Here is a 23,455-nt window from a genome sequence, read left to right as displayed (position 1 = left end):
CCGGCGTCCGTCGCGCGTTCGTAGCGTGACGGGCATGGATGACATAGTGGTACGCCTCACCGGACTCACCCGACGGTTCGGATCGGTTCGAGCCGTCAACGGCCTCGACCTGGCCATCGCGCGGGGCACCACCCTCGCCCTGCTCGGACCCAACGGCGCGGGCAAGACGACCGCGATCTCGATGATGCTCGGCCTCACCCAACCCGACGCGGGCACGGTGACCCTGTTCGGCCGGACACCCACCGAGGCGGTCCGGGCCGGCCGGGTCGGCGCGATGCTCCAGGACTCCGGGGTGGTGCCCACCGCCACCGTCCGGGAGGTGGTCGAGCTGGCCCGGGCGCTGTACCCGCGACCGTTGGCCACCGACCGGATCCTCGCCATGGCCGGGTTGGCGGACCGGGCCGGCCGGCGGCTGGACAAGCTCTCCGGTGGCGAGGCGCAACGCGCCCGGTTCGCGTTCGCGTTGTCCGGTGCCCCGGACCTGATGGTCCTCGACGAACCGACCGCAGCCATGGACGTCGCCGCCCGGCAGGCGTTCTGGGCCGCCATCCACCGGTACGCGGCCGAGGGCCGTACCGTCGTGTTCACCACCCATCAGCTACCTGAGGCGGACGAGTTCGCCGACCGGGTGGTGGTGCTCGCCGCAGGCCGGGTGGTCGCCGACGGACCACCCGCGCAGATCCGTGCCCTGGCCGGTGGGCGTACCGTCACCTTCGACGCCGCCGGTGCGAGGCTGGAGGGCCTGGAGCTGTTGCCCGGTGTCCGATCGGTGCAGGTCCGCGGCGACCGGGTGGTGCTCACCACCGACGACGCCGACGCCACCGTTCTGGCGTTGGCCGCCGGTCACGGCTTCCGCAACCTCGAGGTCTCCGCCGGGCTGGAGACCGCCTTCCTCACCCTCACGGCCGCCGGAACGGAGCACTGAGATGCGTGCCTACCTGTGGTTCGAGCTGCGCCGGTTGGCCCGCGATCCCCGCCTCGCGTTGTTCAGCGTTCTGGGCCCGGTGGTCACGTACCTGATCTTCTCCGGGTTGGCCGGTGGCGGTGACCAACTGGAGGGTGTGGACGCTGCGGCCGCCCTCATGGTCGGGCTGGCCGGGTACGGCGCCGTGGCGGGCGTGCTCTCGGTGGGCTCCCTGGTCTCCCAGGAACGCGCGGTGGGCTGGCTGTCCCAACTCCGCGTCACCCCGCTGCCACCCTGGCAGGCGGTCGCCGCGAAGGCCCTGGTCAGTACGCTGAGCGGCGTGCCTTCCGTGATCGCGGTGGGCATCACCGGGCGGCTCCAGCACCACGTCGAGCTGAGCGCCGGCCGGTGGATCGCGCTGCTGCTGCTGATGTGGGCCGGTACGGTGCCGTTCGCCCTGCTCGGCCTCGCCATCGGCTACGGCCTCGCCCCGCAGCTCGCCCAACCGGTCAACTTCCTGGCCTTCCTCGGCCTGTCGGTGCTCGGTGGCCTGCTGGTGCCAGTGACGTACTTCCCGGACGCGCTGCGGCACCTGGGGCACGCCCTGCCGACCTACCGGTACGCCGAACTCGGCTGGCGGTCGGTCGCCGGCCTCGCGCCGACCCCGTCCGGACTCGGCGTACTGGCGGTGTGGACCGTCCTCTTCGCCACCCTCGCGGCGTGGGCCTATCGGCGCTCGACCGCACACCGTTGACTGTCGCTAGGGTGACCCTGATGCGCGGTGCAACGCACGCCACGAGCTCCGTCGACCGGAGCCGGCGACGTCGCGGGCTCATGCTCGTGGCAGCCCACACGTTGTGGCTCTGGCTGCTCCTGCCACCGGCCTCCGCGATCACCCGTGGACAGATCCACCACGCGCCCGTGGCAGCTGTCGGGTTGGCCGCCTTCGCACTGCTCTACCTCGCGCTGGTGGCGGTGCCCGTGGCGGACCTGCCCGTCCGGCCGGCCCTGCACCACGCCGGGTTGGTCCTGCTCGCGCTGCTCGGGATCGGGCTCGCCGCCGCGTACGCCGGTGACCCGGCGGGCTGGCTGGCCCTGCTGACGTACGTGTGTTCCGCGGGCGCGGTGGGGCTGATCCGGGCGAGCTGGGGGTTCGGCTGGGTCGGCGGCAGCGTCGCCGCGGTGCTGGTGATCGGGGCAGCGCGACGGCTGGCGGCGGACGACATCGCGCAGATGGCGCTGATCACGCTGCTCGCGGGTGCCATGACACTGGCCTTCGCCCGGGTGGCCCGTCTCGTGGACGAGCTTCGCCGTACCCAGCGGGAGTTGGCCCGCACGGTGGTGGAGCGGGAACGGCTCCGGTTCGCCAAGGACCTGCACGACCTGCTCGGCCACACGCTGTCGCTGGTGGTGGTGAAGGCGGAGGTGGTGCGCCGGCTCGCCCCTGCGGATCCCGGCCGGGCCGCGGCCGAGGCGGCCGAGATCGAGCGGATCGGACGCACCGCGCTCGCCGAGGTCCGCGAGGCGGTAACCGGCTACCGCGAGCACGGCTTCGACCGGGAACTGGACAACGCCCGCAACGCCCTGTCCGACGTCGGCATCATGGTCACGGTACGAGCGAGCGGGCACCTGCTCGACGTCGAGGCCGACGACGCGTTCCGCTGGGTGCTCCGCGAGGGGGTCACGAACGTGCTGCGGCACAGCCGGGCTTCGCGGTGCGACATCGAGGTCAGCACCGACGCCCACGGGGCGGTGCTGACCGTCCGCGACGACGGGGTGGGCGGTCGGCCGCAGCCGGGCAACGGCCTGCGTGGCCTCACCGAGCGGCTCGAGCAGGCGGGCGGGACCCTGCACGTCGGTCCCGCACGCGACGGCGGCCTGCTGCTCACCGCCCGGGTCCCCGCGCGACAGGCCGTGGGGTGACCGGATGATCCGGCTGTTGCTCGCCGAGGACCAGGGCATGATGCGTGGCGCGTTGGCCCTGCTGTTGAACCTCGAACCGGACATCGAGGTGGTGGCCGAGGCCGGAACCACCGCCGAGGCGGTGGCGGCCGCCCTGAGGCTGCGACCCGACGTGGCGCTGTTGGACATCGAGATGCCCGACGGCAGCGGCCTGGACACCGCGGCGACGCTGCGGAAGAAGCTGCCCCAGTGCCGGGTGCTGATCCTCACCACGTTCGGCCGGCCCGGCTACCTCCGCCGGGCGATGGAGGCCGGCGCGGCCGGTTTCCTGGTCAAGGACGGGCCGGTCGAGGAACTCGCGGTGGCCGTGCGCCGAGTGCTCGCCGGCGAGCGGGTGATCGACCCGACGCTCGCGGCGGCGGCGCTGTCAGCCGGCCCGAACCCGCTCACCGACCGGGAGCGGCACGTACTGGCGGCGGCCGCGGACGGCGCCACGATCGCCGACATCGCCGCCCGCCTGCACCTGTCCGAGAGCACGGTACGCAACTACCTGTCGGCCGCGATCGGCAAGACCGGTACCCGTAACCGGATCGAGGCGGCCCTCAGCGCCAGGGCGAACGGCTGGCTCTGAACCGGCTGCGGGGAGACTACGAGGCCAACCGCGCACCCAGGGCGCGACCTGTTCTGGCGATTGCGACCCCGCCGTCCGGCCGGTTGATCTCCGACCACACCGCATCGAGGGAGAGGCCGAGGACGTCGGCTATGGCAGCGATGGTCGGGAAGGCAGGGGTGGCCACGCGACCGGACTCGATCTTCCGGAGGGTCTCCGGCGAGACACCTGCCTCCAACGCGGTGACGAGCATCGAACGCTCCCCTCTGGCTCGACGCAGGAGAGCGCCGAGGCGCTGCCCGCGTTCGACCTCTTCGGGAGTGAGTGGCAGCCTGACCATGGTTCCGATTCTAGTACCGGGATAATATGGCCGGGATACTTATTGGCTGTACGAGTTAAGGGTGCCGCATGATCGAACTCTTTGACCCCACCGACCTGGCGCGCGCGAAGGACACCGGCGCCCTGGTCGCCGGCATCCTGCAGACCCTGAAGAGCCGCAGCACGGTCGGCACCAACCTCCTGGACATCGACCGGTGGGCCAAGGGCATGATCATCGAGGCCGGGGCGCAGTCCTGCTACGTCGACTACGAGCCGCCCTTCGGACGCGGGCCGTTCGGTCACTACATCTGCACGTCGGTCAACGACGCGGTGCTCCACGGGCGGCCGTACGACTACACGCTCGCCGACGGCGACCTGCTCTCGCTCGACCTCGCCGTCTCCCAGGGCGGAGTCGTCGCCGACTCCGCCATCAGCTTCATCGTGGGCGACGTGCGGTCCCCGGAGAGCGTCGCGCTGATCGACGCGACCGAGCGCGCGTTGAGCGCGGGGATAGCCGCGGCCGGCCCCGGAGCTCACCTCGGTGACATCTCCCACGCCATCGGCTCGGTCCTCAGCGAGGCGGGTTATCTGATCAACACCGAGTTCGGCGGGCACGGCGTCGGATCGACGATGCACCAGGACCCGCACGTCCCGAACAAGGGCCGGCCCGGCCGCGGATACAAGCTGCGCCCCGGGCTCCTGCTGGCACTGGAGCCATGGATCATGGCGGACACCGCCGAGCTCGTCACCGATGCCGATGGCTGGACGCTGCGAAGCGCGACGGGCTGCCGGACGGCGCACAGTGAGCACACCATCGCCATCACCGACGACGGAGCCGAGATCCTCACCCTGCCAAAGCAGGCGTGACCGTGCGCTGACGCTGGTCCCGGGCTCGCGGCGGCTTCCCGAGCCGGTAGTGCGCGGCTAGTCGGCGCGGACGATCCACCAGTTCCTTCTGGCATCGATCAGCTCCTGCTTGGATATCGGCAGCACGCGGGTCAGGTAGAAGATGCCCCACGCGACCAGCACCGTGCCGGCCACCAGCGGCACCATCACCTCGGCTCGTGGCGTACCCGTGGCGCCGATGAACACCATCGTCGGCCCGGCCGAGCACGGCACCGCCAACAAGGGTGCGCAGAGCGGCCATCTCTTCCGCCTCCGTACCCGCCGGTCCCGGGCGTCCCGCCCGGCGTCCGATGCGGACGCCGACCGGCCACGTCCCCTACCGCCAGCCATGGCCGGCAACATAGCCCAGCCCTGCCAGCGCGGCCGGCCGTCGCGACGGTGATGCTGCCCGTGGCAACCCGCCACGGGCAGCATCCGGCCCTGCCACGCCCCTCGCCCTCCGGCTCACGCGTGCGGCGTTCGCCGAGTTCGCCGCACCCCGTCGGCCTACTCGGCGAAGGCACGAGCCGCAACACGGGCACTGACCGCGCCAGGCCGGTCAGCTGCCCATCCGGTAACGGCGGGAACGGACCAGCGCCAGCGCACCGACAACCATGGCGAACAGCCCCACCACCAGGGCCACGTAGGCCCCGGCACGTCCGTTGCCGGTGCCGATGCCGCTGTCGGAGGTGGCGACGACCAGACCGCCGAGGGCGACGCCGACCAGCCCCGCCGCCAGGGCTATGGACGCTCCGAGCCGTCCGCTGCCGGTGCCGACACGGCTGGTGGGGCGGACCAGAGCCAGCCCGCCGACGACAACTCCGGTAAGCCCCAGCACGGCGGCGACAATTGCCCCGAGTCGTCCGGCGCTCATGGTGTAGACGCTGACGGCGGCGGGTTGCCCCGCCACGTGCGCGGCCGCCGGTGTGGCGAGCCCGAAGCCGCCGAGCAGCGCGGCTACGGCGACGGCAGGCACCAGTCGAACCGACCTCAGGATTCCTGACGAGCTCATGACTCTCTCCTCTTTCGTCGTCTCGTTTTGAGGCCCGGGTGTCGTCTGATCGTGTCGCCGAGCGGGCCGCCGGTCGTCCGGCAGGCGGATGCAGTTCGCACTGCCGCCGGTGGCGCATCCGGCTGCTGCGGATGCCGTAGCTGCCGCGCCGGTACTGCGTTCGCGGTAGCCGGCCGCTCGTCCGCCAGCAGGAGTCGCCCGTCGCGACATCCGGCTAAGGTGCGCGCATGAGCACAGGACGGCCTGAGGTTCGGGCCGGTGTCAGAGATTGGGCGATCGCCGTCTGCGTGGCGGCGGTGCTGTTGGTCGTCGGGCTGTCCGAGAACCGTTCCGCCACCGATGTCGATCCACTGGGCTACGTGCTGCTGGTGGCCGGCGGCCTGGCGCTGGCCGCGCGCCGCCGGGCTCCGGTCCCCGTCCTGGCCGCCACCGGCGTGTGCGCCGTCGGCTACCAGGCGGTCGGCTTCGAGGTGCCCGCCGTCGCGTTCCTGTTCGCCGTGTACGCCGCTGTGCGTGCGGGCCATCGCGTCGTCACCGTCGTGGCGGCTGTGATGACGCTGGCCGCACTCCCGCTCGCGGCGCTCGCCCTGCCACCGGACATGCCGGTCGGCGAGGCGCTCGCCCGGGCCCGCGGCGTCCTCGAACTGGCCTGGTTGGTCGCCGCCGGTGCGGCGGGTGAAGCATTGCGGCAGGCCGAGCGGCGGGCGGACGAAGCCGAGCGTACGAGGGAGGAGACCGCGCGGCGACGCGCCGACGAGGAACGGTTGCACATCGCGCGGGAGTTGCACGATTCGCTCACCCACCAGATCTCGATCATCAAGGTGCAGGCCGAGGTGGCCGTCCACCTCGCCCGCAAGCGGGGTGAACCGGTGCCGGAGGCCCTCCTGGCGATCCGGGACGCCGGCCGCGAGGCGACCCGGGAGCTGCGAGCGACCCTGGAGGCGCTGCGCGACGACGGCGAGGCGCCGTCGCATGGGCTCGACCAACTTCCGGAACTGGTGGAGCGCGCCCGTTCCACCGGCCTGGACGCGACGTTGACGATCGAAGGACGACGACACGACGTACCGGCAGCGGTGGGCCGGACCGCCTACCGGGTCGTCCAGGAGTCCCTCACCAACATCGCCCGTCACGCCGCCGCCGCTAGCGCGTCGGTCCGGGTCGACTACCGTCCGGACGCCATCGCGATCCGCGTCGATGACGACGGAAAGGCCATGCCGGACACCGCCCCGATGCCCGGCGTCGGGCTGCTCGGGATGCGCGAACGAGTCACCGCTCTCGGCGGTCGCCTACGCGCGGAGCCGCGCAACGAGGGCGGCTTCACCGTCCACGCCGAACTGCCCTTCGGCCCAGCGTCATGATCCGGGTCCTGCTCGTCGACGATCAGCCGCTCCTGCGCAGCGGCTTCCGTGCCCTGTTGGACGTCGAGGACGACATCGAGGTGGTGGCCGAGGCCGCCGACGGCGAGCAGGGCCTGGCACTGGCGAAGGAACACCTGCCCGACATCGCGCTCATCGACATCCAGATGCCGGTCATGGACGGCATCGAGGCGACCCGGCGCATAGCCGCGGACCCGGCCCTGGCGGGGGTGCACGTCGTCATCCTGACCAACTACGGCCTCGACGAACACGTCTTCCACGCGCTGCGCGCCGGCGCTGCCGGATTCCTCGTCAAGGACATCCAGCCGGAAGACTTTCTGCACGCCATCCGCGTCGCGGCGCGCGGCGACGCCCTGCTCGCACCGTCGATCACCCGAAAGCTGATCGACCGGTACGTCACCGAGCCGCTCCACACGGGTGTCGACACGAGGCTGAAAGAGCTGACCAACCGCGAACGCGAGACAGTTGCCCTCCTCGCGCAGGGCCTGTCCAACGACCAGATCGCCGAACGCATGGTGATCAGCCCACTGACCGCCAAGACCCATGTCAACCGGGCCATGATGAAGCTCCACGCCCGTGACCGCGCCCAACTCGTGGTCCTCGCCTACGAATCCGGCCTGGTGGTCCCACGCCAACGGTGACGGCAAGCCGCAGGCGGGTCGTGGCCCCGGAAACCGGCCATCCTCCGGCGGGGGCAGCCGCAAGCCGCCGCCCGCCGGATCCTCCCTCCGGCCCACACCAGAGACTGACCATGATCCGCTCCGACGAACGGGGCCCCGGCCGGCCGGGGCCCTGCCGCGATGCGGAGCAGCCCCGGCCAGCCGGATTCCCATCCGTCAGGTCATCGCGATGCGTCCGGACGGCGCCTGGCGCGGTGACTGCGGGACCGATCGACGCAGGTACGACTCGATGGCCTCGATGACCCGCGGGCGCAGGTCGGCGGCGCGGATGACCGCGTCGACCGATCCCACCTCTACCGCACGCTGGATGCTGTGCACCCGGTCGAACTCCGTGGCCACCTCGCCGAGCTTCTCCGCGCGCACCGACGAACGCAGCTCGCCGAGTTCAGCGGTCAGCGCGGCACGCTCGGTGCCGGAGGCCACCGCGATCCGCGCCTCCAGGTCCTGCACGCGCGGGTCGGCAGCGGTACGACGGTCGACGTCGCCGGAGAACACCACCGCGGCGGCGGGAGCGCCGCCGAGCACCGAGGCGAACGAGCCCTCCAGCGCCAGCACGGTCATGTCGGGGTTCAACGCCTTCGAGAACACCACGAACGCGCCGCCGTGGTATCGCGAGATCACGCAGAACACGATGGGCCCGCGGAAGTTCACGATCGCGCGACCGATCTCGGCGCCGTACTCCAGCTGCAGCTTCCGCATCGACTCGGGCGAGCCGTCGAAGCCCGACAGGTTCGCCAGCACCACCAGCGGCCGGTTGCCGCTGGCCGCGTTGATCGCCCGCGCGGCCTTCTTCGACGACCGCGGGAACAGCGTGCCCGCGGTGTAGGTGTCCGGTCCGTCGGTGGGCGGGAAGCCGCGCCGCGGCACCGAACGCGACTCGATGCCGAGCAGGCAGACCGGGATACCGCCGAGGTGTACGTCCTGCACCACCGCCGTCTCCGCGTCGGCCATGCCCGCCCAACGCTCCAGCACCGCGTGGTCCTGGTCGGCGAGCGCCCGCATCACGGTCCGGATGTCGAACGGCTTCTTGCGGTCCGGGTTGGCGGCGGCGGAGAAGATCTCGCCGACCGTGGTGAAGTCGCTGCCGGCCACGGTGTGCGGGAAGTCGGAGATGTCCCGGTCGACCGGGTCGGTGGTGTTCGCCCGCCGCGGCGTCTGCTCGCCCGGTGCCACGTACGTGTGCTCGTAGTGCGCCATCAGCACATCACGCGCGGCCGGGATGTTCGGCGCCCAGTACTGCGCCTGACCGTTCGGCCCCATCACCCGGTCGTAGCCGCCGATGCCGAAGTTGTCCTCGGCGGACACCCCACCGGAGAAGTCGAGCGACTGCTTGCCGGTGAGCACCATCGCCGAATCCGGCGTCATCACCAGGACGCCCTTGGTGTGCATGAGCATCGTCGCCTCGGCGTTCCAGTACGGCTGGGCGCCGACGTTGATGCCCGCCACGACGATGTTGATCTCGCCGCCGGCCTGGGTGAACTCGACGATCCGCTTGAGTGCCGCGGCCACCCAGTCCATGTTCTCCGTGCCCGACGTCATGGAGATCCGGGCCCCGGCGGACAACGAGTACCACTCCAGCGGCACCCGCATCTGCTCGGCCAGGTCCAGCGCGGCGATCACGCGGCGGCACTCCGGCTCCGACAACGCGCCGAGCGACTTCGTCGGGTCACCGAGCAGCACGACCCGGGTGATGCCCTGCGGGTGCCGCGGGGTCGGCGTGGTGACCACGCCGGCGACGATCGCGGCGGTGTTGCGTCCCTTGGGCCGCTCGACCGGCACGAGCGCGTGCTCGTCGTCCAGGTCGTACTCGACGAAGTCGCCGAGCAGGCGGGTCAGCTCGTACGGGTACACGGTGTTGCGGCTGCTCGCGCGCAGCACCTTCAGCCGGTAGTCGTCGAGCGGCTCCACCGGCTCGACCGGCGGCTCACCCACGGTCAGCTCGGCACCGCCCGTGGCGTCGAAGGTGATCCGCACCCCGATCTTGGTCAGCTCGCCGGTCGCGCGGTCGCGCTGGCGCGCGATGAACAGGATCTCCTCCAGCCCGGCACCCGCGGTCGTCGGCCGGACCCGGTTGGCGATCGTCTCCATCTCCTCGCGGGTCAGCTCGCTCGGCGGCCAGACGTAGATCACGATCCGGTTGGTGTTGAAGCGCACCTTCGACGGTCGGTGCGACTGCGCGCGGCGGATCGAGTCGAGGCAGGCGGCGACCGCGTCCTCCGTGGTCGGCAGCGCGACCAACCGGCCGTCCTGCTCCCGCAGCTCGGTCAGGTCGCGCACCTGCGCGAACGCGACGAGGCGCTGGTCGGACGGGTTCTCCCGGGCCACGGACTGGAAGAGGTAGACCTCCTCGTCCGAGGACGGCAGCCGGGTGAGGTCGAACTTGTGCAACCGCTCCAGCTGCATCCGCTCGGCGATGTACGGGTGCAGACCACGGATCAGCCGCTCCTCGGCCATCCCGCTGCCCGACGGGCGGAAGGTGAAGTGGTGGTGCATGACGGCGCCGCCGCGACCCGCGACGGTGGCGGTGAGCCTGCTGACCTGCTGCGGCAGCGGATGCGCGTTGATGGCTTCGAGTAGCGCGGCCGCCATCGCGTCGAAGTCCTCCGGCTGGTTCTCCCAGGCGAGGTAGATGTCGGCGTCGATGGCGTCCCCGCCGCTCGCCAGCTCGGCGAGCCCGCGCAGCGCGTCGCCCAGCGCGTCGAAGCGCACCGCGGCGGAGACCACGCTCGAGCTCGCGCGTTCGGCGACCACCAGGGTGCAGCCGCCGACCCGGTGGGTGGTGACGCTGGTGAGCGCCCTGTTGCCGTAGTAGCGCCGGGTCAGCACCTCCAGCATCACCGCGTTGTCGAGGTGGTCGTGGACGAGCCGCTGGCCGAGCAGCCGGACCAGCGGTTCGGTGCTGCGTACCATCTCGGCGATGCGCTCGCCGCGATCCGGCGCGTCCGGGTGGGCGTCGAGGTGGCGCAGGTGCTTGCGGACCTGGGCGTAGACGCGGGCGCGGTTGCGGCGCAGCAGCGGCTGGGCGAACCAGGCGAACACCACGCCGCGGGCGAGGTCGGCGACCACCGGGAAACGGACCTGTGTCGCGGCCACCAGCCGCTCCAGGGCGAGGCCGGCGGGCTCACGCAACGTCTCGTCCGGCGGCAGCTCCCGCAGCCAGGCACGCAGCAGCGTCGCGACGACCGTGGCGTCGACGGACGCGCGCTGCTGGGCGAGGAAGATCCGGAACACCGCGGCTTCGAGCTCGGGGGAGCGCTCCAGGTCGGTGATCCCGTAGTGTCCGAGCGCCTTGGCGAGCTTGACCTGGAACGCGCTCGGCAGCCCGGCCCGCTCGACGTCGAGGCTCTGCAGGTAGGTGTAGAAGTGCTCGCGAGCGCTGTGGATGTGGCTGCCGACGCTGTCCTCGCCCGTCGGCCGGTTGCGGGTCAGCTCGGCGAGGTCGGCGAAGAGGTTGACGAGGTCGAGCTCTTCGGCGAGCGGTCGATGGCCGTCCTCGGTGGCCGCCTGCCGCGCGGTCAGGTAGTCGTCGAGGACCCGGCGGTCGTCGTGCGGGTCGACGTCGAAGCCGAGCAGCAGCCCACGCAGGGCCTCCTGGCCGCGGGCGGCACGCTCCCGCGCCGGGATCTCCTCGGGCGCGGTGGGCAGGTCCAGCTCGACGGATGCGCCGGCCGGGCCGTCCGCGGCCTCCTCGGCCCCGTCGGTGAGCGGCTCCAGCCGCAGCAGCGGCGCGCCGGCCTCCACCTGGCTGCCCACGGAGACGGCGCACTCCTTCAACCGCGCCTTGAACGGCGCCCGCAGCACCGTCTCCATCTTCATGGCCTCCAGCACCAGCACCGGAGCGCCCGCCTCGACCTCAGCGCCGATCTCCAGCGGCGTGGCGACGACCAGCGCCGGCATCGGCGAGCGGACGACGCCGCCCTCGTCGCGGCTGACCCGGTGCGTCACGCCGTCCACCTCGACGAGGTGGATCGGCCCGTGCGTGCCGGTGAGCAGGCGGTACCGGGTGCCGTTGACGGCGATCTGCCCGGTGTGCCCGTCGAAACGGTCGAGCTCGACGTCGGCGGTGCGGACGCCACCGCCCGTCTCGATGCCCACACGGAACCGGTGCGCTCCGACCCGCGCCACCCGCATGCGGTAGCCGACACCCCGCAGCTTCAGGTCGAGCGGCCGGCCGCTCTTGTGCTGCACCTGCGGGCGTCCGCCGGCCGCCGTCGACAACAGCCGCTGGCGCTCGACGCGCTCCTCCTCCTCGTACGCCTCGATGGCGGCGGCCGCCAGCGCGACGGCGGAGTGCCGGTGCGCGACCAGCCTGCCCTCGCCGCGGACCCGGTCGATCCAGCCGGTGTCGGCGCTGGCGTCGATCACCTCGGGCTGGTCGAGCAGGTCCAGCACGAAGCTCTTGTTCGTGGCGCCACCCTCGATGACGACAGTGGTGTTCGCCATCGCCCGGCGCAGCCGGCCGAGCGCCTCGTCGCGGTCGCGACCGTAGGCGATGATCTTCGCGATCATCGAGTCGAAGTCGGCGGGGATGGTGTCGCCCTCGCTGACGCCGGTGTCCACCCGGATGCCCGGGCCGGCGGGCAGGTCCAGCCGCACGATGCGGCCGGGGGAGGGCGCGAAGTCGCGGTCCGGGTCCTCGGCGTTCAGCCGAGCCTCGATGGCGTGCCCCCGCTCCACCGGGGGCTCGCCCTCGAGCCGCCCGCCCGAGGCCACGTGCAGCTGCGCCTTGACCAGGTCGAACCCGGTCGTGGACTCGGTGATCGGGTGCTCGACCTGCAGACGGGTGTTGACCTCGAGGAACGCGAACAGCTGGTCGCCGGGGTGGTAGAGGAACTCGACGGTGGCCGCGCCCCGGTAGCCGACCGCGACCGCGAGCCGTTCGGCCGACGCCTTGAGCTCGGCCGCCTGCGCCGGGCTGAGCACCGGTGAGGCCGACTCCTCGATGACCTTCTGGTTGCGCCGCTGCACCGAGCAGTCGCGGACACCGAGCGCCCACGCCGTGCCCTGGCCGTCGGCGATCACCTGGACCTCGACGTGTCGGGCACCGGTGACCAGGCGCTCCAGGAAGACGATGCCGCTGCCGAACGCCCGCGCCGCCTCCTGGCTGGTGCGCTCGTACGCGTCGGCGAGCTCCGCCTCGTTGTTGATCACCCGGATGCCGCGCCCGCCGCCGCCCGCGGTGGCCTTCAGCATCAGCGGGTAGCCGATCTCGGCCGCGGCCGCGATGGCGGCGTCCAGGGTCTCGACCGCGCCGCGGCTCCACGGAGCGACCGGCACCCCGACCTCCTCGGCGATCAGCTTCGCGCCGATCTTGTCACCGAGCTTGCGCATCGCGTCCGGGCTCGGGCCGACGAAGGTGACTCCTACCTTTTCGCACAACTCCGCGAACGCCGGGTCCTCGGCGACGAAGCCCCAGCCGACCCAGGCGGCGTCGGCCCCGGTCTCGACCAAGGCGCGCTCCAGCACCTTCAGGTCGAGGTACGGGCGCGCGGATGCCGGACCGAGGTCGTAGGCGATGTCCGCCTCGCGGACGAAGGTGGCGGTGCGGTCGACGTCGGTGAACAAGGCCACCGTCTCGATCCGGGTCCCGGTCTCCGCGGCCAGCTCACGGACCGCGTGGATGAGCCGCATAGCGGCCTCACCCCGGTTGACGATGGCAACACGGCTGAACACCCGATGACCCCCCGGCAGACCCCACGTTTACGTGCCGCGGGACGAAAACCCCCGGCAGTGATCACCCTTCCGGGCCCCGGCCCGCCGCGCCATGTTGTAACCGCCGAACCGGAAGCGGCGCCGTTTGTAGGAACCGTACAAAAGTCTTTGGCTCCACGTACGCCCATCCGGGCGGGTCGGGGCCGAGAGTCGGGTCTGTGGCGTGCCGGACGGCTGTGCGTCGGTGTCGCCAGAGGTCGGACCTGCCTCGCGGTCGGTACGTCGTGCTGGGTCCGCCGTCGGCCCGTCACCCTGGCGGACCGACGGCGGGTGGTGCGGATCGTGGGTGACGTCAGACGGCCGGCGTGGTGGCCTTGTCGTCGGGGACGCCACCGGCCATCGCGACCGCCTCGGCCTCGGCGATGATCCGGCGCTCCTCGTCGCGGTGCTTCCGGTACTGCTGGAACGACCAGGCGAGGGCGGCGGCCCAGACGACGTAGATGACCGTGTAGAACGTGTAGCGGGCGTTGTCCGACGCGTCGATCCAGTCGCTGCGCAGCAGGGTGCGGGTGTTGGTGAGGATGATGATGCCGCCGACCGCGGAACCCAGCACGCGGGGCGGAATGTGCCGGACCAGCCAGGCGGCGATCGGGGCCGCGATGACGCCGCCGATGAGCAGCGCGGCGACCCAAGCGTAGTTCACTCCTTCGGACCCGATGCCGATGATGAAGCCGACGCTCGCGGCGACGGCGACGAGGAACTCGCTCGTGTCGATCGAGCCGATGGTCTTTCGCGGTTCGAGCCTGCCGCTGGCCAGGATGGCCGGGGTGCCCACCGGGCCCCAGCCGCCGCCGCCCGTGGAGTCGACGAACCCGGCGACCACCCCGAGGGGGGCGAGGAACCGCTTGCGCAGCGGCTTGCCGAGGTTCTCCTTGGGCAGGCCGACGGCGGTGAAGCGGACCAGGATGTAGAGGCCGAGGGTGAGCAGGATGATCGACATCAGCGGCGCGGCGGTCTCGGTGGACAGGCTCGACAGGAACGTGGCCCCGGCGAACGCGCCGACCGCACCGGGTATGCCGATCTTCGCGACGACCTTCCAGTCGACGTTGCCGAACCGCCAGTGCGACGCGCCGGAGACCAGCGTGGTGCCGATCTCGGCGAGGTGGACGGTGGCCGACGCCGCGGCGGGGTTGGTGCCGATCGCCAGCAGCAGGGTGGTCGAGGTGACGCCGTACGCCATGCCGAGGCTGCCGTCGACCAGTTGGGCGCCGAGGCCGACCAGGGCGAGCAGGATCAGTCTTCGCACGAGCACTCCAATCGGAGGAGGTTGGAGGAACCAGCGAGTCGGTGCGAGCCGAGCTGTCGGGGAATCGGAGTCCCTCGGGGCGTTGGGGACGGCCGGGCGGTGGCCGGGTCGGCAACTCCCACAACTGACTACTATTCCTACTTGTTTAGTGGAGAATACGGGCGGCATGGAGGCAGGGCAATACCCCGATCGACCGTCCGGAGCCGACGTGCTGACCGCGCCCGTCGCCCTGAGTGCCGCGGGTTCTCGGCGGACGGATGGCTGGTGCGGAACCACTCGCTCGATCAGCCGGTCCGGGCGTACCGTGCCGTCGTGCGTACCGGACTGATCGCCGTCGGCGTGGCCGCCGGCTGCCTGGTCGCGAGCTGGTCGCTGCTCATCCTGCTGGCCCGCCGCCTACCGCCCGGGATCCTCCGGGACCTCGCCGCGTTCGTCCCGGACTGCGTGACCACCGCCCGCCGGCTCCGCAAGGACCCACGGGTGCCCCGCCGGGCGAAGCTGGCCGTCGCGATCGCCGGGCTGTGGGTGGTCAGCCCGATAGATCTGATTCCCGAATTCCTCCCGATCATCGGCCCCCTCGACGACATCGTGGTCGTCGCCCTGGCACTGCGCTACGCCGCACGTCAGGTACCCCGGGAGGTGCTGCTCGGGGCGTGGCCGGGAGAACCCCGCCTTCTCCTTCGACTCCTCGGCGCGGCCGGGACCTGACCCGATCGCCGGGGTGCCGCCCGTCGTGACCCTGCTCACCAATTCGTGACATAACGCCCGCTGTACTTGGACCGAAGCCTGCACGATCATCTTCAGAATGGTCCACACCCGAACCGCCGACGCGTCCCCAGCAACCAGGGTGGGCATCACGGCCGCCGCCGCAGCCCTGCCGGAACGGGTGGTGACGAGTGCGGAGCTGCAGGAACAGGTCGAACGGGAGAGCGGCATCACGCTCCCGCCCCGGCTCTTCTCCCGAATGACCGGTATCGACACCCGCCGCGTAGCGGGCCCCGAGGAGCATGCCTCCACTCTGGCCGTCCGGGCGGCCCGTGCCGTGCTGGGCAGCGCCGCTGCCGACCCCGACGACGTCGACCTGTTGATCTTCGCGTCGGCCTCCCGTGACATGGCGGAGCCCGCGACCGCGCACATCGTCCAGGCGGACCTGGGCACCCGCGCCCACGTCTTCGACCTGACGAACGCCTGCAACAGTTTCCTGAATGGAATCGACACGGCACGTGCGTTCATCCTGGCCGGGCGGGCGCGGCGGGTCCTCGTGGTGACCGGCGAGACGCCGACCCGGTCGATGCGGATGCGCGCGTCCAGTGCGGCGCAGGTCCGCTCGGCGTTCGCCGGCTACACCTTCGGTGACGCCGGCGCGGCGGTACTCGTCGAGCAGGTACCCACCGGCGGCATTCTCGACGTGCAGACCGCCACCTTCTCCGAGCACTGGACGGCCGGCGGGATCGACGGCGGCGGCTCCCGGCACCCACGCGGCGACGAGCACACCTACTTCCACGGCGACGGCGGGAAGCTGCGCTCGATCTTCGAGCGGATCGGGCTGGACGTGCTCCGGGCGGTACACCACCGCACCGGCCTCGACTGGTCGGACTACGAGAAGGTGCTCGTACACCAGGTCACGTTGCCGTACCTGACCCGATTCATGGAACTCGCCCGGGTGCCCGAGGAGAAGCTGATCGTGACCGTGCCCGAGCTGGGCAACGTGGCCAGTGCCACCATCGGTGTGCAGTTGGCCCGGATCAACGAGAAACTCGCCAGCGGATCCCGGGTGTTCTGCCTCGGTCTGGGCGGCGGCGTGAGCATCACGACGATGGTGTGGGAGAAGTCCTGAGGCCATGGCCCCGATGTCACCCGGACGGCGCCGCGACCGGCACGTCTACCTGCGGAGCCATCCCCTCCTCTTCGCCCTGGTGTCCGCGTCGCGGCGGATGCCGGTGCGGCGTCTCGGACGTACGGTGCTGGTCAACGGAACCGACGCGTACCGGCAGGCGCTCACCGAGGTGGCCCTGGACCGCAGCGCGGCCGGCACGACCGGCGGTAGCGCGCGACGGCTCACCGGCGGCGACCTCCTCTTCGACCAGGAGGACGCGGCACACCGCCGCGCCCGGCGCGACATCTCGCACGTGTTCGACTCGGCCGGGGTGGCACGCACGCGTCCGCTCTGGGCCGACGTGCTACAGCGACGGGTGGCGCCGCTCGCCGCCGGTGAGCCCGTCGATCTGGTGGACATCGCGGCCGAACTCGCCGGCGTGGCAACGGTGTCGCTGCTCGGGCTGAACGCCGACCCGCGCGAGGTCGCCGCCGCGGCCCGGGCGGCCGCCGCCGCGGCCGTACGCGAGGAACTACCCGGTTGGCGTACGCCCGGGCAGCGGCGCGCCGCCCGGGCCGCCGTCGACCGGCTGACCGGCGTGCTGCGAGGCGCCACCGTCAGCCCCGCGCTGGCCGGCATGATCGCTGTCGCGGCGGTCAACACGACCGTCGCTTCGATACCCCGCGCGGTCGCCTGGTGCGCCGACGACCGGCTCTGGTCCCACGCCGCCGACCACGAGGTGCTGCCGAAGCTGGTCGCCGAACTGCTGCGGGTCACCGCGCCCAGCCCGGTGCTGCCGCGAGCGGTCGCGGCCCCCGGCGAGATCGGCGGTTGCCCGGTGCGGGCCGGCGACCGGCTGATCCTGGTCGCCCGGCACGCCGCGTACGCTCACAAGATGGGACCCGACCCCGTCGCCCCGGTGGCCCCCCGGATCTCACAACTGGTGTTCGGAGCCGGCACCCACAGTTGCCCCGGCGCCGGGTTCGCGCGAGCCCAGCTCACTGACACGCTGGCCGCGCTGGCTCCGTACCGGCCGGTGGTGGTGGCGGCGAGAGTGGACCGGCGAGCCGCCCTGCCGAGCTGGGCGACGCTGCGCGTGCGGGCGGTCACCCGATGACCACGGAAGGGCTGCCCGGGCGGCCGGGAGCGGCCGCGGTCGAGGCACGGCGAGGACTTGTGTCTCCCGGTGACCGGTTGCGGGCCAACGCCGCGGCGTTCGGAGACAAGCCGGCGCTGGTGTTCCCGGTCGCCGGGACGCAGGAGCACCGATCGAGGACGTTCGCCGAGCTCGACGCGGAGTCCGACCGCTACGCGGCCGGCTTCGCCAGCAATGGCGTCGCGCTGGGCACCAGGACGGTCGTCATGATGCCGGTCGGCGCCGACCTGTTCGCGGTGATCTTCGGCCTGCTCAAGCTCGGCGCCGTACCGGTCATCGTGGACCCGGGCATGGGCCTGCGCCGGATGCTGGACTGCTACCGCGTTGCCGGGGCCCGGGCCTTCATCGGCGTACCGGCCGCACAGGCCGTCCGGCTCCTGCGGCCGGACGCCTTCGCCGGGATCCGGACCGTCGTCACCGCCGGCCGACGCTGGTGCTGGGGCGGCGCGACGTTGAGCGGGCTGGCGGCGACCGCGGCGGCGCCGCCGAGGCCGGCCATCGAGGCCGACGACCTGGTCATGATCAGCTTTACCTCGGGGAGCACCGGGAGCGCGAAAGGGGTCGAGTCCACCCACGGCGCGTTGGCGGAAATGGTCCGGCAGGCGGCCACCCACTACCGGCACACCGCGTCGGACGTCTGCCTGGTCACCTCGCTCTCCTTCGCCTTCCTGCACCTGCTGACCGGCGCGACCTGCGTGGTACCGGCGATCGACTTCGCGCGCGTCGCGGACACCGAACCGGCGATGATCACCGACCTGGTACGGCGGTACGCGGTGACCGCGATGTTCGGCTCGCCCGCGCTGCTCGACCCCCTTGCCCGTCACCTCGACGGAACCGGCGAGCAGGTGCCGACGCTGCGCCTCGTCGTCTCCGGCGGGGCTCCCGTCGCGAACGAGGTCGTGGCGCGGCTGCGCCGCGTACTGGCCCCACAACAGGGCCGGATGCACGTCACGTACGGCGCCACCGAGGCGGTTCCGATCGCATCCATCGAGGCCGGCGAGCTGCTCGACGAGGTCCGTCCCGCCGGGCACGGCGGCGCCGGCACGTGCGTCGGCCGGCCCGTCGACGGGGTCGACCTGCGCGTCATCCGCGCCACCGACGGGCCGATCCCCGACTGGACGGCCGTCCGCCCGGCCGCGCCGGACGAGATCGGCGAGATCGTGGTCAGCGGACCGACGGTGAGTCGCCGCTACGTCGGTTCGGCCGCCGCGAACGCCAACGCCAAGATCGTGGAGGCGGAACGGATCTGGCACCGGACCGGGGACCTGGGCCGGATCGACGAGCAGGGCCGGGTCTGGTTCGCCGGCCGGCGCAGCGACGTGGTCCGCACCGCCGGCGGCCCACTCTACCCGGTCCCCTGCGAAACCGTGCTGGACGAGCACCCGGAGGTACGCCGGACGGCGCTGGTCGGGGTGGGCGACCCCGGCCGGCAGCAGCCCGTCGTCTGCGTCGAGCTACGCGAGGGTGTGCCGGCGACGCAGCGGCCCAGGATCGAACGCGAGCTGCGTGAGTTGGCGCAGCGGCACGAGGCGACGAGGAGCCTCACCGACTTCCGCTTCCACCCCGCGTTCCCCGTCGACGTACGCCACAACGCGAAGATCGACCACGGCCGGCTGGCCGCCTGGGCGGCGCGTACGCGAACGGGCCGAACCGCTGGCCGCCCACGGCGTTCGGGGACAGCGTGAGAGCCCTCATCACGGGTGGCTCCGGTTTCCTCGGCGGCCACCTCGTCGACGAGTGTGTGCGCCGGGGCGACCAGGTACGCGTGCTGGTCCGCCCGACCAGCGACCTCGGCCACCTCCGCACGGTGCCTGGAATCGAACTGGTCAGCGGCGACCTGACCGACCCCGCCTCGCTGCACGCGGCGACCCGCGGGATGGACGTTGTCTACCACTCGGCCGCCCGGGTGCAGGACTTCGGCACCCGCGCCCAGTTCTGGGCGGCCAACGTCACCGGTACGCGGAACCTGCTGGCCGCCGCCCGGAGCAGCGGCGTGCCGCGATTCGTCCACGTGAGCAGCCCGAGCGCCGTGATGAGCGGCGACCCCCAGATCGACATCGACGAGAGCGTGCGCTACCCGGACCGGTTCCTGAACCTGTACTCGGAGACCAAGGCCGTCGCCGAACAGATCGTGCTCGACGCGAACAGCCGTCAACTGACCACCTGCGCCATCCGGCCGCGAGGGATCTGGGGACCCCGGGACCGGACCGGTTTCCTGCCACGGCTACTGGCCAAACTGCACCGGGGCACCCTGCCCGACCTGTCCGGCCCGGAACCCGTCCATGCGTCACTCTGCCACTGCCACAACGCGGCCTCCGCCTGCCGGCTGGCCGCGGTCTCCGACCGGGTCGGCGGGCGGGCGTACTTCGTCGCCGATGCCGAACGCATCGACGTCTGGGCACTGATCGCCCGGGTCGCCGAACTGTTCGATCTCCGTCCGCCGACCCGCCGCGTCCCTGGCCCACTACTCGCCGGCGCGGTCGGCCTGGTCGAGTTGCTCTGGCAGGTACCGCCGCTCGCCCGGCGCCGTCCACCACCGGTCTCCCGCTACGGGCTGGCCCTGCTCACCCGGACGTCCACCTATGACACGAGGGCGTCGAGTCGGGACTTCGGCTACCGGCCCGGCGTCGACCTGGAGACCGGGCTCGCGCAGCTCAAGCACTGGGTCGAGGAGATCGGCGGCGTCGCGGCACTGGCCCGCGAGGCGCGGGAATGAGCTTCTCCCGTCCGATCTCCCCGATCGAGCAGGGCTACCTGGCCAGCGCTCCGTTCCTGCCTCCCTTCGCGATCCAGCTCCTGGTGGAAGGGGCCGGATCCATCGACGCGGCGGCGCTGCGCCAGGCGGTGGCCGTCGCCTCCGAGGCCAGCCCGGGGGCGCGACTGGTCGGCCGCGGGCGACTGTGGATCGACAGCGGGGAACCACCACCGGTCACGGTGCTGCCGTCGTTGGATCTCGACGGTCCCGCCCTGCGCCGTCCGTTCGACCTGTCCGCGGGCCCGCTCAGCGAGGTACTGCTGGTCACCGGCGATCCGACGACGATCGTCTTCCGTGCCACACACGCCACGATGGACGCCAGGGGCGTGCTCGTCTGGGCCACCGACGTCCTGCGGGCCCTGCGAGACGAACGTCCGCTCGGCGCCCGCTCGCCGTTGACCGACGACGCGCTCCGCCGGCGGGTCGCACCCTCTCCCGCCAGGCTGAGCACCCCACTGCGGTGGCCTACCCCGCTCGTCGGCGCGGCGGCCCACCGTCGGCACCGCTGGCGGCGTGCCATCATCACCGGCAACCAGCACGCCCTGGTCGCGCGGACGATCGCGGCGATCGGCTCGGCGGCCGGCCGGCGATCACGTTTCATGGTCCCGGTCGACCTGCGCCGGCACGAGCGAACCCTCGCCGCGACCGGGAACCTGGCGCTGCCCGTCTTCCTCGACGTGACACCCGACCAGCCCTGGGCGGAGGTCCACGAACTCCTCCTGCGCGCGCTCGCCGAACGTCGGGAACTCGCCGTCTCCGCCGCCGAGGGCTGGGCCGACCGCCTGCCCCGCCCGGTCCTGCGCGCCGGTCTCTCCGCCGCCGAGCGGCTCAGCCGCCGCTGGGATCGGGGAATCTGCACGGCCGCCGTCTCCCACCTGGGCCGGATCGACCTCGACGCGTTCTCCACCGACACGTTCAACGCCCGCACGGTCTACACCCTGCCGGTGCACGGACCCTTCATCCCGGTCTCGTTCAGCACCATCGAGTTGCCCGGGCACATCGAGCTGACCATGTCCCACCCGACCGGCGCCGATCGCGCCGCGGAGTCCCTGATGGAGGCGGTCGCCGCAGCGCTCGCCCCCAAGGCTGACGGGCCCGCGCCTCCCGGCGCCCGCACCGCGCCTCCCGGCGCCCGCACCGCGCCTCCCGGCGCCCGCACCGCGCCCGCCAGGCCCGGTGGTACGTCCGCCGGGGATGCCGTCGGTCCGACCGTGCTGGACGCCTTCACCCGATGCGTCCGGCAGAACCCGGACGCGGTCGCGTTGATCGGACCGGAGGGCACGGTCAGCTACGCCGAGCTGGACCGGCGCGCGGACGTGGTGGCCGAGCGACTGCGCCGGCTCGGGGTCGGGGCGGGCGACGTGGTGGGCCTGCTGGCGGACCGGACCCCGGCCGCGATGGCCGCGCTGTGGGGCGTGCTCAAGGCCGGGGCCGCCTACCTGCCGCTCGAACCGTCGTATCCGCCGAGTCGGCTCGGCTTCCTGCTCGACGACGCGGGTGCGGCGCTCTGCCTGGTGCAGCGTCCGTTCGTCGACCGGCTCGGTCCGCGCCGCGTCATCGTGATCGAGGATCTGCCGTTGGCCGGCGCGGCCCCACCGCGCACCACTCCCGCACCGACCGACCTGGCCTACGTGATCTACACCTCCGGAACCACCGGACGACCGAAGGGCGTCCAGGTCGAACACCGGAACCTCGTCGCGTACGCCGACTGGGCGCTGCCGCGCCTCCAGGTCGACGAGAACACCCGATACGCGTTCTTCACCTCGATGGCGTTCGACCTCGGCGCGACGGCTTACTTTCTACCCCTGCTCGCCGGTGGCAGCGTCGAACTGGTGCCCGGGGAGATGACGCCACCGGTCCTGCGGCAGATCATCGAGGGCGGCGGCGTGAACGCGCTCAAGCTCACGCCGACCTACCTCGACCTGATCAACCGGCTCGACGTGGCCCCGGCCCGCTTCCGGACCGTGGTCGTCGGCGGGGAACAGCTGTCGGCGGCGGTGGCGGCTCGGGCCCAACGGCTCTTCGGCCCCGGATGCGTCATCGTCAACGAGTACGGGCCCACCGAGGCGACCATCGGATGCGTCGTCGGCACCTTCGACCCCGACCGGGACGGGTCTGACGGTGTGGTGCCGATCGGGGAGCCAGCGCCCGGCACCGAAGTCCTGCTGCTCGACCGCGATGGACAGTCGGCGCCTCCCGGCGCGGTCGGCGAGATCCATTTGACCGGCGCGCAACTCGCCCGCGGCTACCTCGGCCGGCCGGAGCTGGACCGTGAGCGTTTCGTACGGCTGCACGACGGCAGGCGGGCGTACCGCACCGGTGACCTCGGCCGGCTCCGCCCCGACGGGCTTCTGGAGTTCGTGGGCCGCTCCGACGATCAGGTCAAGGTTCGCGGGTACCGGATCGAGCCCGGGGAGATCGCGACCGTGTTGGCGGAGCACCCGGCGGTCGCCCATGCCGTGGTGCTCCCGCACAGACCCGCGCACGGGCACATCCGACTGCACGCGTACGTCACGACGCGGGCGCCGGTCACCGAGGACGCGCTGCGGACCCATCTGGCCGGGCTGCTCCCACCCGCCGTCATGCCGGCGAAGATAGCCGTACTGGAGGAGTTTCCGCAGACCGCGAACGGCAAGATCGACACCGACTCTCTGCGGGCCGTGTTCAGGGACGACGCTGCCGTCTCGCCGGTGGCGGACGGGTCGGACCCGACCGCCGCGGTGGTGGCCGGGATCTGGTCGCAGGTGTTGCGTACGCCCGTCGACGCCACCGATCCGACCGCCGACTTCCACCAGTTGGGCGGGGACTCGCTGACCTTCCTGGAGATGCTGGACCGGGTCTTCCGGCAGATCAGCAGCGCGACAGGCGACGACTTCCTCACCGTCATGCGGGATGTGACCGCCACCCCCACGCTCGGCACCGTCTGCCGGGTGGTGCGTGACGCACAGAGTGGCCGGCACGACTCCTGACGCCGGCCCGTCGCCGTGACGCCGCACCGCGCCGAAGCAACGGCCGGACTACCCGGCTCGGCCGGCTGCCGGGCTCGGCCGGGTCGGTGAGCCGAAGGTAATGCCCAAGATATT

The 23,455-nt window shown here is 72.2% G+C and carries 18 protein-coding genes; 13 read left to right on the top strand and 5 right to left on the bottom strand.

What is annotated here, in order from left to right; translation table 11 throughout:
* Positions 1 to 34 precede the first annotated feature (34 nt).
* The 4 genes from BXA10_RS09300 to BXA10_RS09285 are packed head-to-tail and all read left to right on the top strand — an operon-like array spanning position 35 to position 3,437.
* On the top strand, positions 35 to 925 hold the full coding sequence (locus BXA10_RS09300; RefSeq protein WP_076469773.1) for an ABC transporter ATP-binding protein: 891 nt from the start codon (positions 35 to 37) through the stop codon (positions 923 to 925).
* A gap of 1 nt (position 926) precedes the next feature.
* Complete coding sequence (locus tag BXA10_RS09295) at positions 927 to 1,658, top strand: ABC transporter permease (protein WP_076469771.1); 732 nt, start codon at positions 927 to 929, stop codon at positions 1,656 to 1,658.
* Positions 1,659 to 1,678: 20 nt separating this feature from the next.
* Entirely contained in the window at positions 1,679 to 2,827 is a 1,149-nt protein-coding gene (locus tag BXA10_RS09290; protein WP_076469965.1) for a sensor histidine kinase, read from the top strand.
* Between the two features lie 4 nt (positions 2,828 to 2,831).
* Entirely contained in the window at positions 2,832 to 3,437 is a 606-nt protein-coding gene (locus tag BXA10_RS09285) for a response regulator transcription factor (protein WP_076469769.1), read from the top strand.
* 16 nt (positions 3,438 to 3,453) lie between these two features.
* Here the strand turns inward: BXA10_RS09285 and BXA10_RS09280 are convergent, their stop codons facing one another.
* Entirely contained in the window at positions 3,454 to 3,756 is a 303-nt protein-coding gene (locus BXA10_RS09280) for a helix-turn-helix transcriptional regulator (RefSeq protein WP_076469767.1), read from the bottom strand.
* A 68-nt stretch (positions 3,757 to 3,824) separates the two neighbouring features.
* Here BXA10_RS09280 and map point away from each other — a divergent pair, with 68 nt between their 5' ends.
* Positions 3,825 to 4,601, top strand: a complete 777-nt coding sequence (gene map / locus BXA10_RS09275; protein ID WP_076469765.1) for a type I methionyl aminopeptidase — start codon at positions 3,825 to 3,827, stop codon at positions 4,599 to 4,601.
* 57 nt (positions 4,602 to 4,658) lie between these two features.
* Here the strand turns inward: map and BXA10_RS09270 are convergent, their stop codons facing one another.
* Together BXA10_RS09270 and BXA10_RS09265 are read right to left on the bottom strand one after the other, a co-directional pair.
* Positions 4,659 to 4,853 (bottom strand): hypothetical protein, encoded by a 195-nt coding sequence (locus BXA10_RS09270; protein WP_076469763.1) that lies wholly within the window; start codon positions 4,851 to 4,853, stop codon positions 4,659 to 4,661.
* Positions 4,854 to 5,178: 325 nt separating this feature from the next.
* Positions 5,179 to 5,631, bottom strand: a complete 453-nt coding sequence (locus BXA10_RS09265; protein WP_076469761.1) for a DUF6223 family protein — start codon at positions 5,629 to 5,631, stop codon at positions 5,179 to 5,181.
* 227 nt (positions 5,632 to 5,858) lie between these two features.
* Here BXA10_RS09265 and BXA10_RS09260 point away from each other — a divergent pair, with 227 nt between their 5' ends.
* On the top strand, positions 5,859 to 6,989 hold the full coding sequence (locus BXA10_RS09260) for a sensor histidine kinase (RefSeq protein WP_076469759.1): 1,131 nt from the start codon (positions 5,859 to 5,861) through the stop codon (positions 6,987 to 6,989).
* Positions 6,986 to 7,648, top strand: a complete 663-nt coding sequence (locus BXA10_RS09255) for a response regulator (RefSeq protein WP_076469757.1) — start codon at positions 6,986 to 6,988, stop codon at positions 7,646 to 7,648. The genes BXA10_RS09260 and BXA10_RS09255 overlap by 4 nt, the downstream gene beginning before the upstream one ends.
* A 195-nt stretch (positions 7,649 to 7,843) precedes the next feature.
* Here BXA10_RS09255 and BXA10_RS09250 read toward each other — a convergent pair whose 3' ends face one another.
* Together BXA10_RS09250 and BXA10_RS09245 are read right to left on the bottom strand one after the other, a co-directional pair.
* The gene (locus BXA10_RS09250) at positions 7,844 to 13,360 is read right to left on the bottom strand and encodes an ATP-binding protein (protein ID WP_076469755.1); all 5,517 of its coding nucleotides are present in this window, start codon (positions 13,358 to 13,360) and stop codon (positions 7,844 to 7,846) included.
* Positions 13,361 to 13,691: 331 nt separating this feature from the next.
* Complete coding sequence (locus BXA10_RS09245; RefSeq protein ID WP_076469964.1) at positions 13,692 to 14,645, bottom strand: sulfite exporter TauE/SafE family protein; 954 nt, start codon at positions 14,643 to 14,645, stop codon at positions 13,692 to 13,694.
* Positions 14,646 to 14,957: 312 nt separating this feature from the next.
* On the opposite strand from BXA10_RS09245, the gene BXA10_RS09240 reads away from it, so the two are divergent.
* The 6 genes from BXA10_RS09240 (at position 14,958) to BXA10_RS09215 (ending at position 23,341) form a co-directional block, all read left to right on the top strand.
* On the top strand, positions 14,958 to 15,353 hold the full coding sequence (locus tag BXA10_RS09240) for a YkvA family protein (RefSeq protein ID WP_076469963.1): 396 nt from the start codon (positions 14,958 to 14,960) through the stop codon (positions 15,351 to 15,353).
* A gap of 97 nt (positions 15,354 to 15,450) precedes the next feature.
* Positions 15,451 to 16,482, top strand: a complete 1,032-nt coding sequence (locus BXA10_RS09235) for a 3-oxoacyl-ACP synthase III family protein (RefSeq protein ID WP_076469753.1) — start codon at positions 15,451 to 15,453, stop codon at positions 16,480 to 16,482.
* Between the two features lie 4 nt (positions 16,483 to 16,486).
* Complete coding sequence (locus BXA10_RS09230; RefSeq protein ID WP_245828187.1) at positions 16,487 to 17,578, top strand: cytochrome P450; 1,092 nt, start codon at positions 16,487 to 16,489, stop codon at positions 17,576 to 17,578.
* Positions 17,575 to 19,302, top strand: a complete 1,728-nt coding sequence (locus tag BXA10_RS09225) for a fatty acid CoA ligase family protein (RefSeq protein WP_084752440.1) — start codon at positions 17,575 to 17,577, stop codon at positions 19,300 to 19,302. Before BXA10_RS09230 ends, BXA10_RS09225 begins: the two co-directional genes overlap by 4 nt.
* Positions 19,299 to 20,333 carry an NAD-dependent epimerase/dehydratase family protein gene (locus tag BXA10_RS09220; RefSeq protein ID WP_076469749.1) on the top strand — a complete coding sequence of 345 codons (1,035 nt, stop codon included), beginning with the start codon at positions 19,299 to 19,301 and terminating at the stop codon, positions 20,331 to 20,333. The genes BXA10_RS09225 and BXA10_RS09220 overlap by 4 nt, the downstream gene beginning before the upstream one ends.
* Positions 20,330 to 23,341, top strand: a complete 3,012-nt coding sequence (locus BXA10_RS09215; protein WP_076469747.1) for a non-ribosomal peptide synthetase — start codon at positions 20,330 to 20,332, stop codon at positions 23,339 to 23,341. Before BXA10_RS09220 ends, BXA10_RS09215 begins: the two co-directional genes overlap by 4 nt.
* The last annotated feature ends 114 nt before the right edge of the window (positions 23,342 to 23,455 follow it).

Origin of the sequence: Micromonospora avicenniae (assembly GCF_900156065.1) — a bacterium.
Classification (GTDB): Bacteria; Actinomycetota; Actinomycetes; order Mycobacteriales; family Micromonosporaceae; genus Micromonospora; species Micromonospora avicenniae.
Note: the sequence above shows the minus strand (reverse complement) of the source record. Positions and strands in the feature narration are given on the sequence as shown.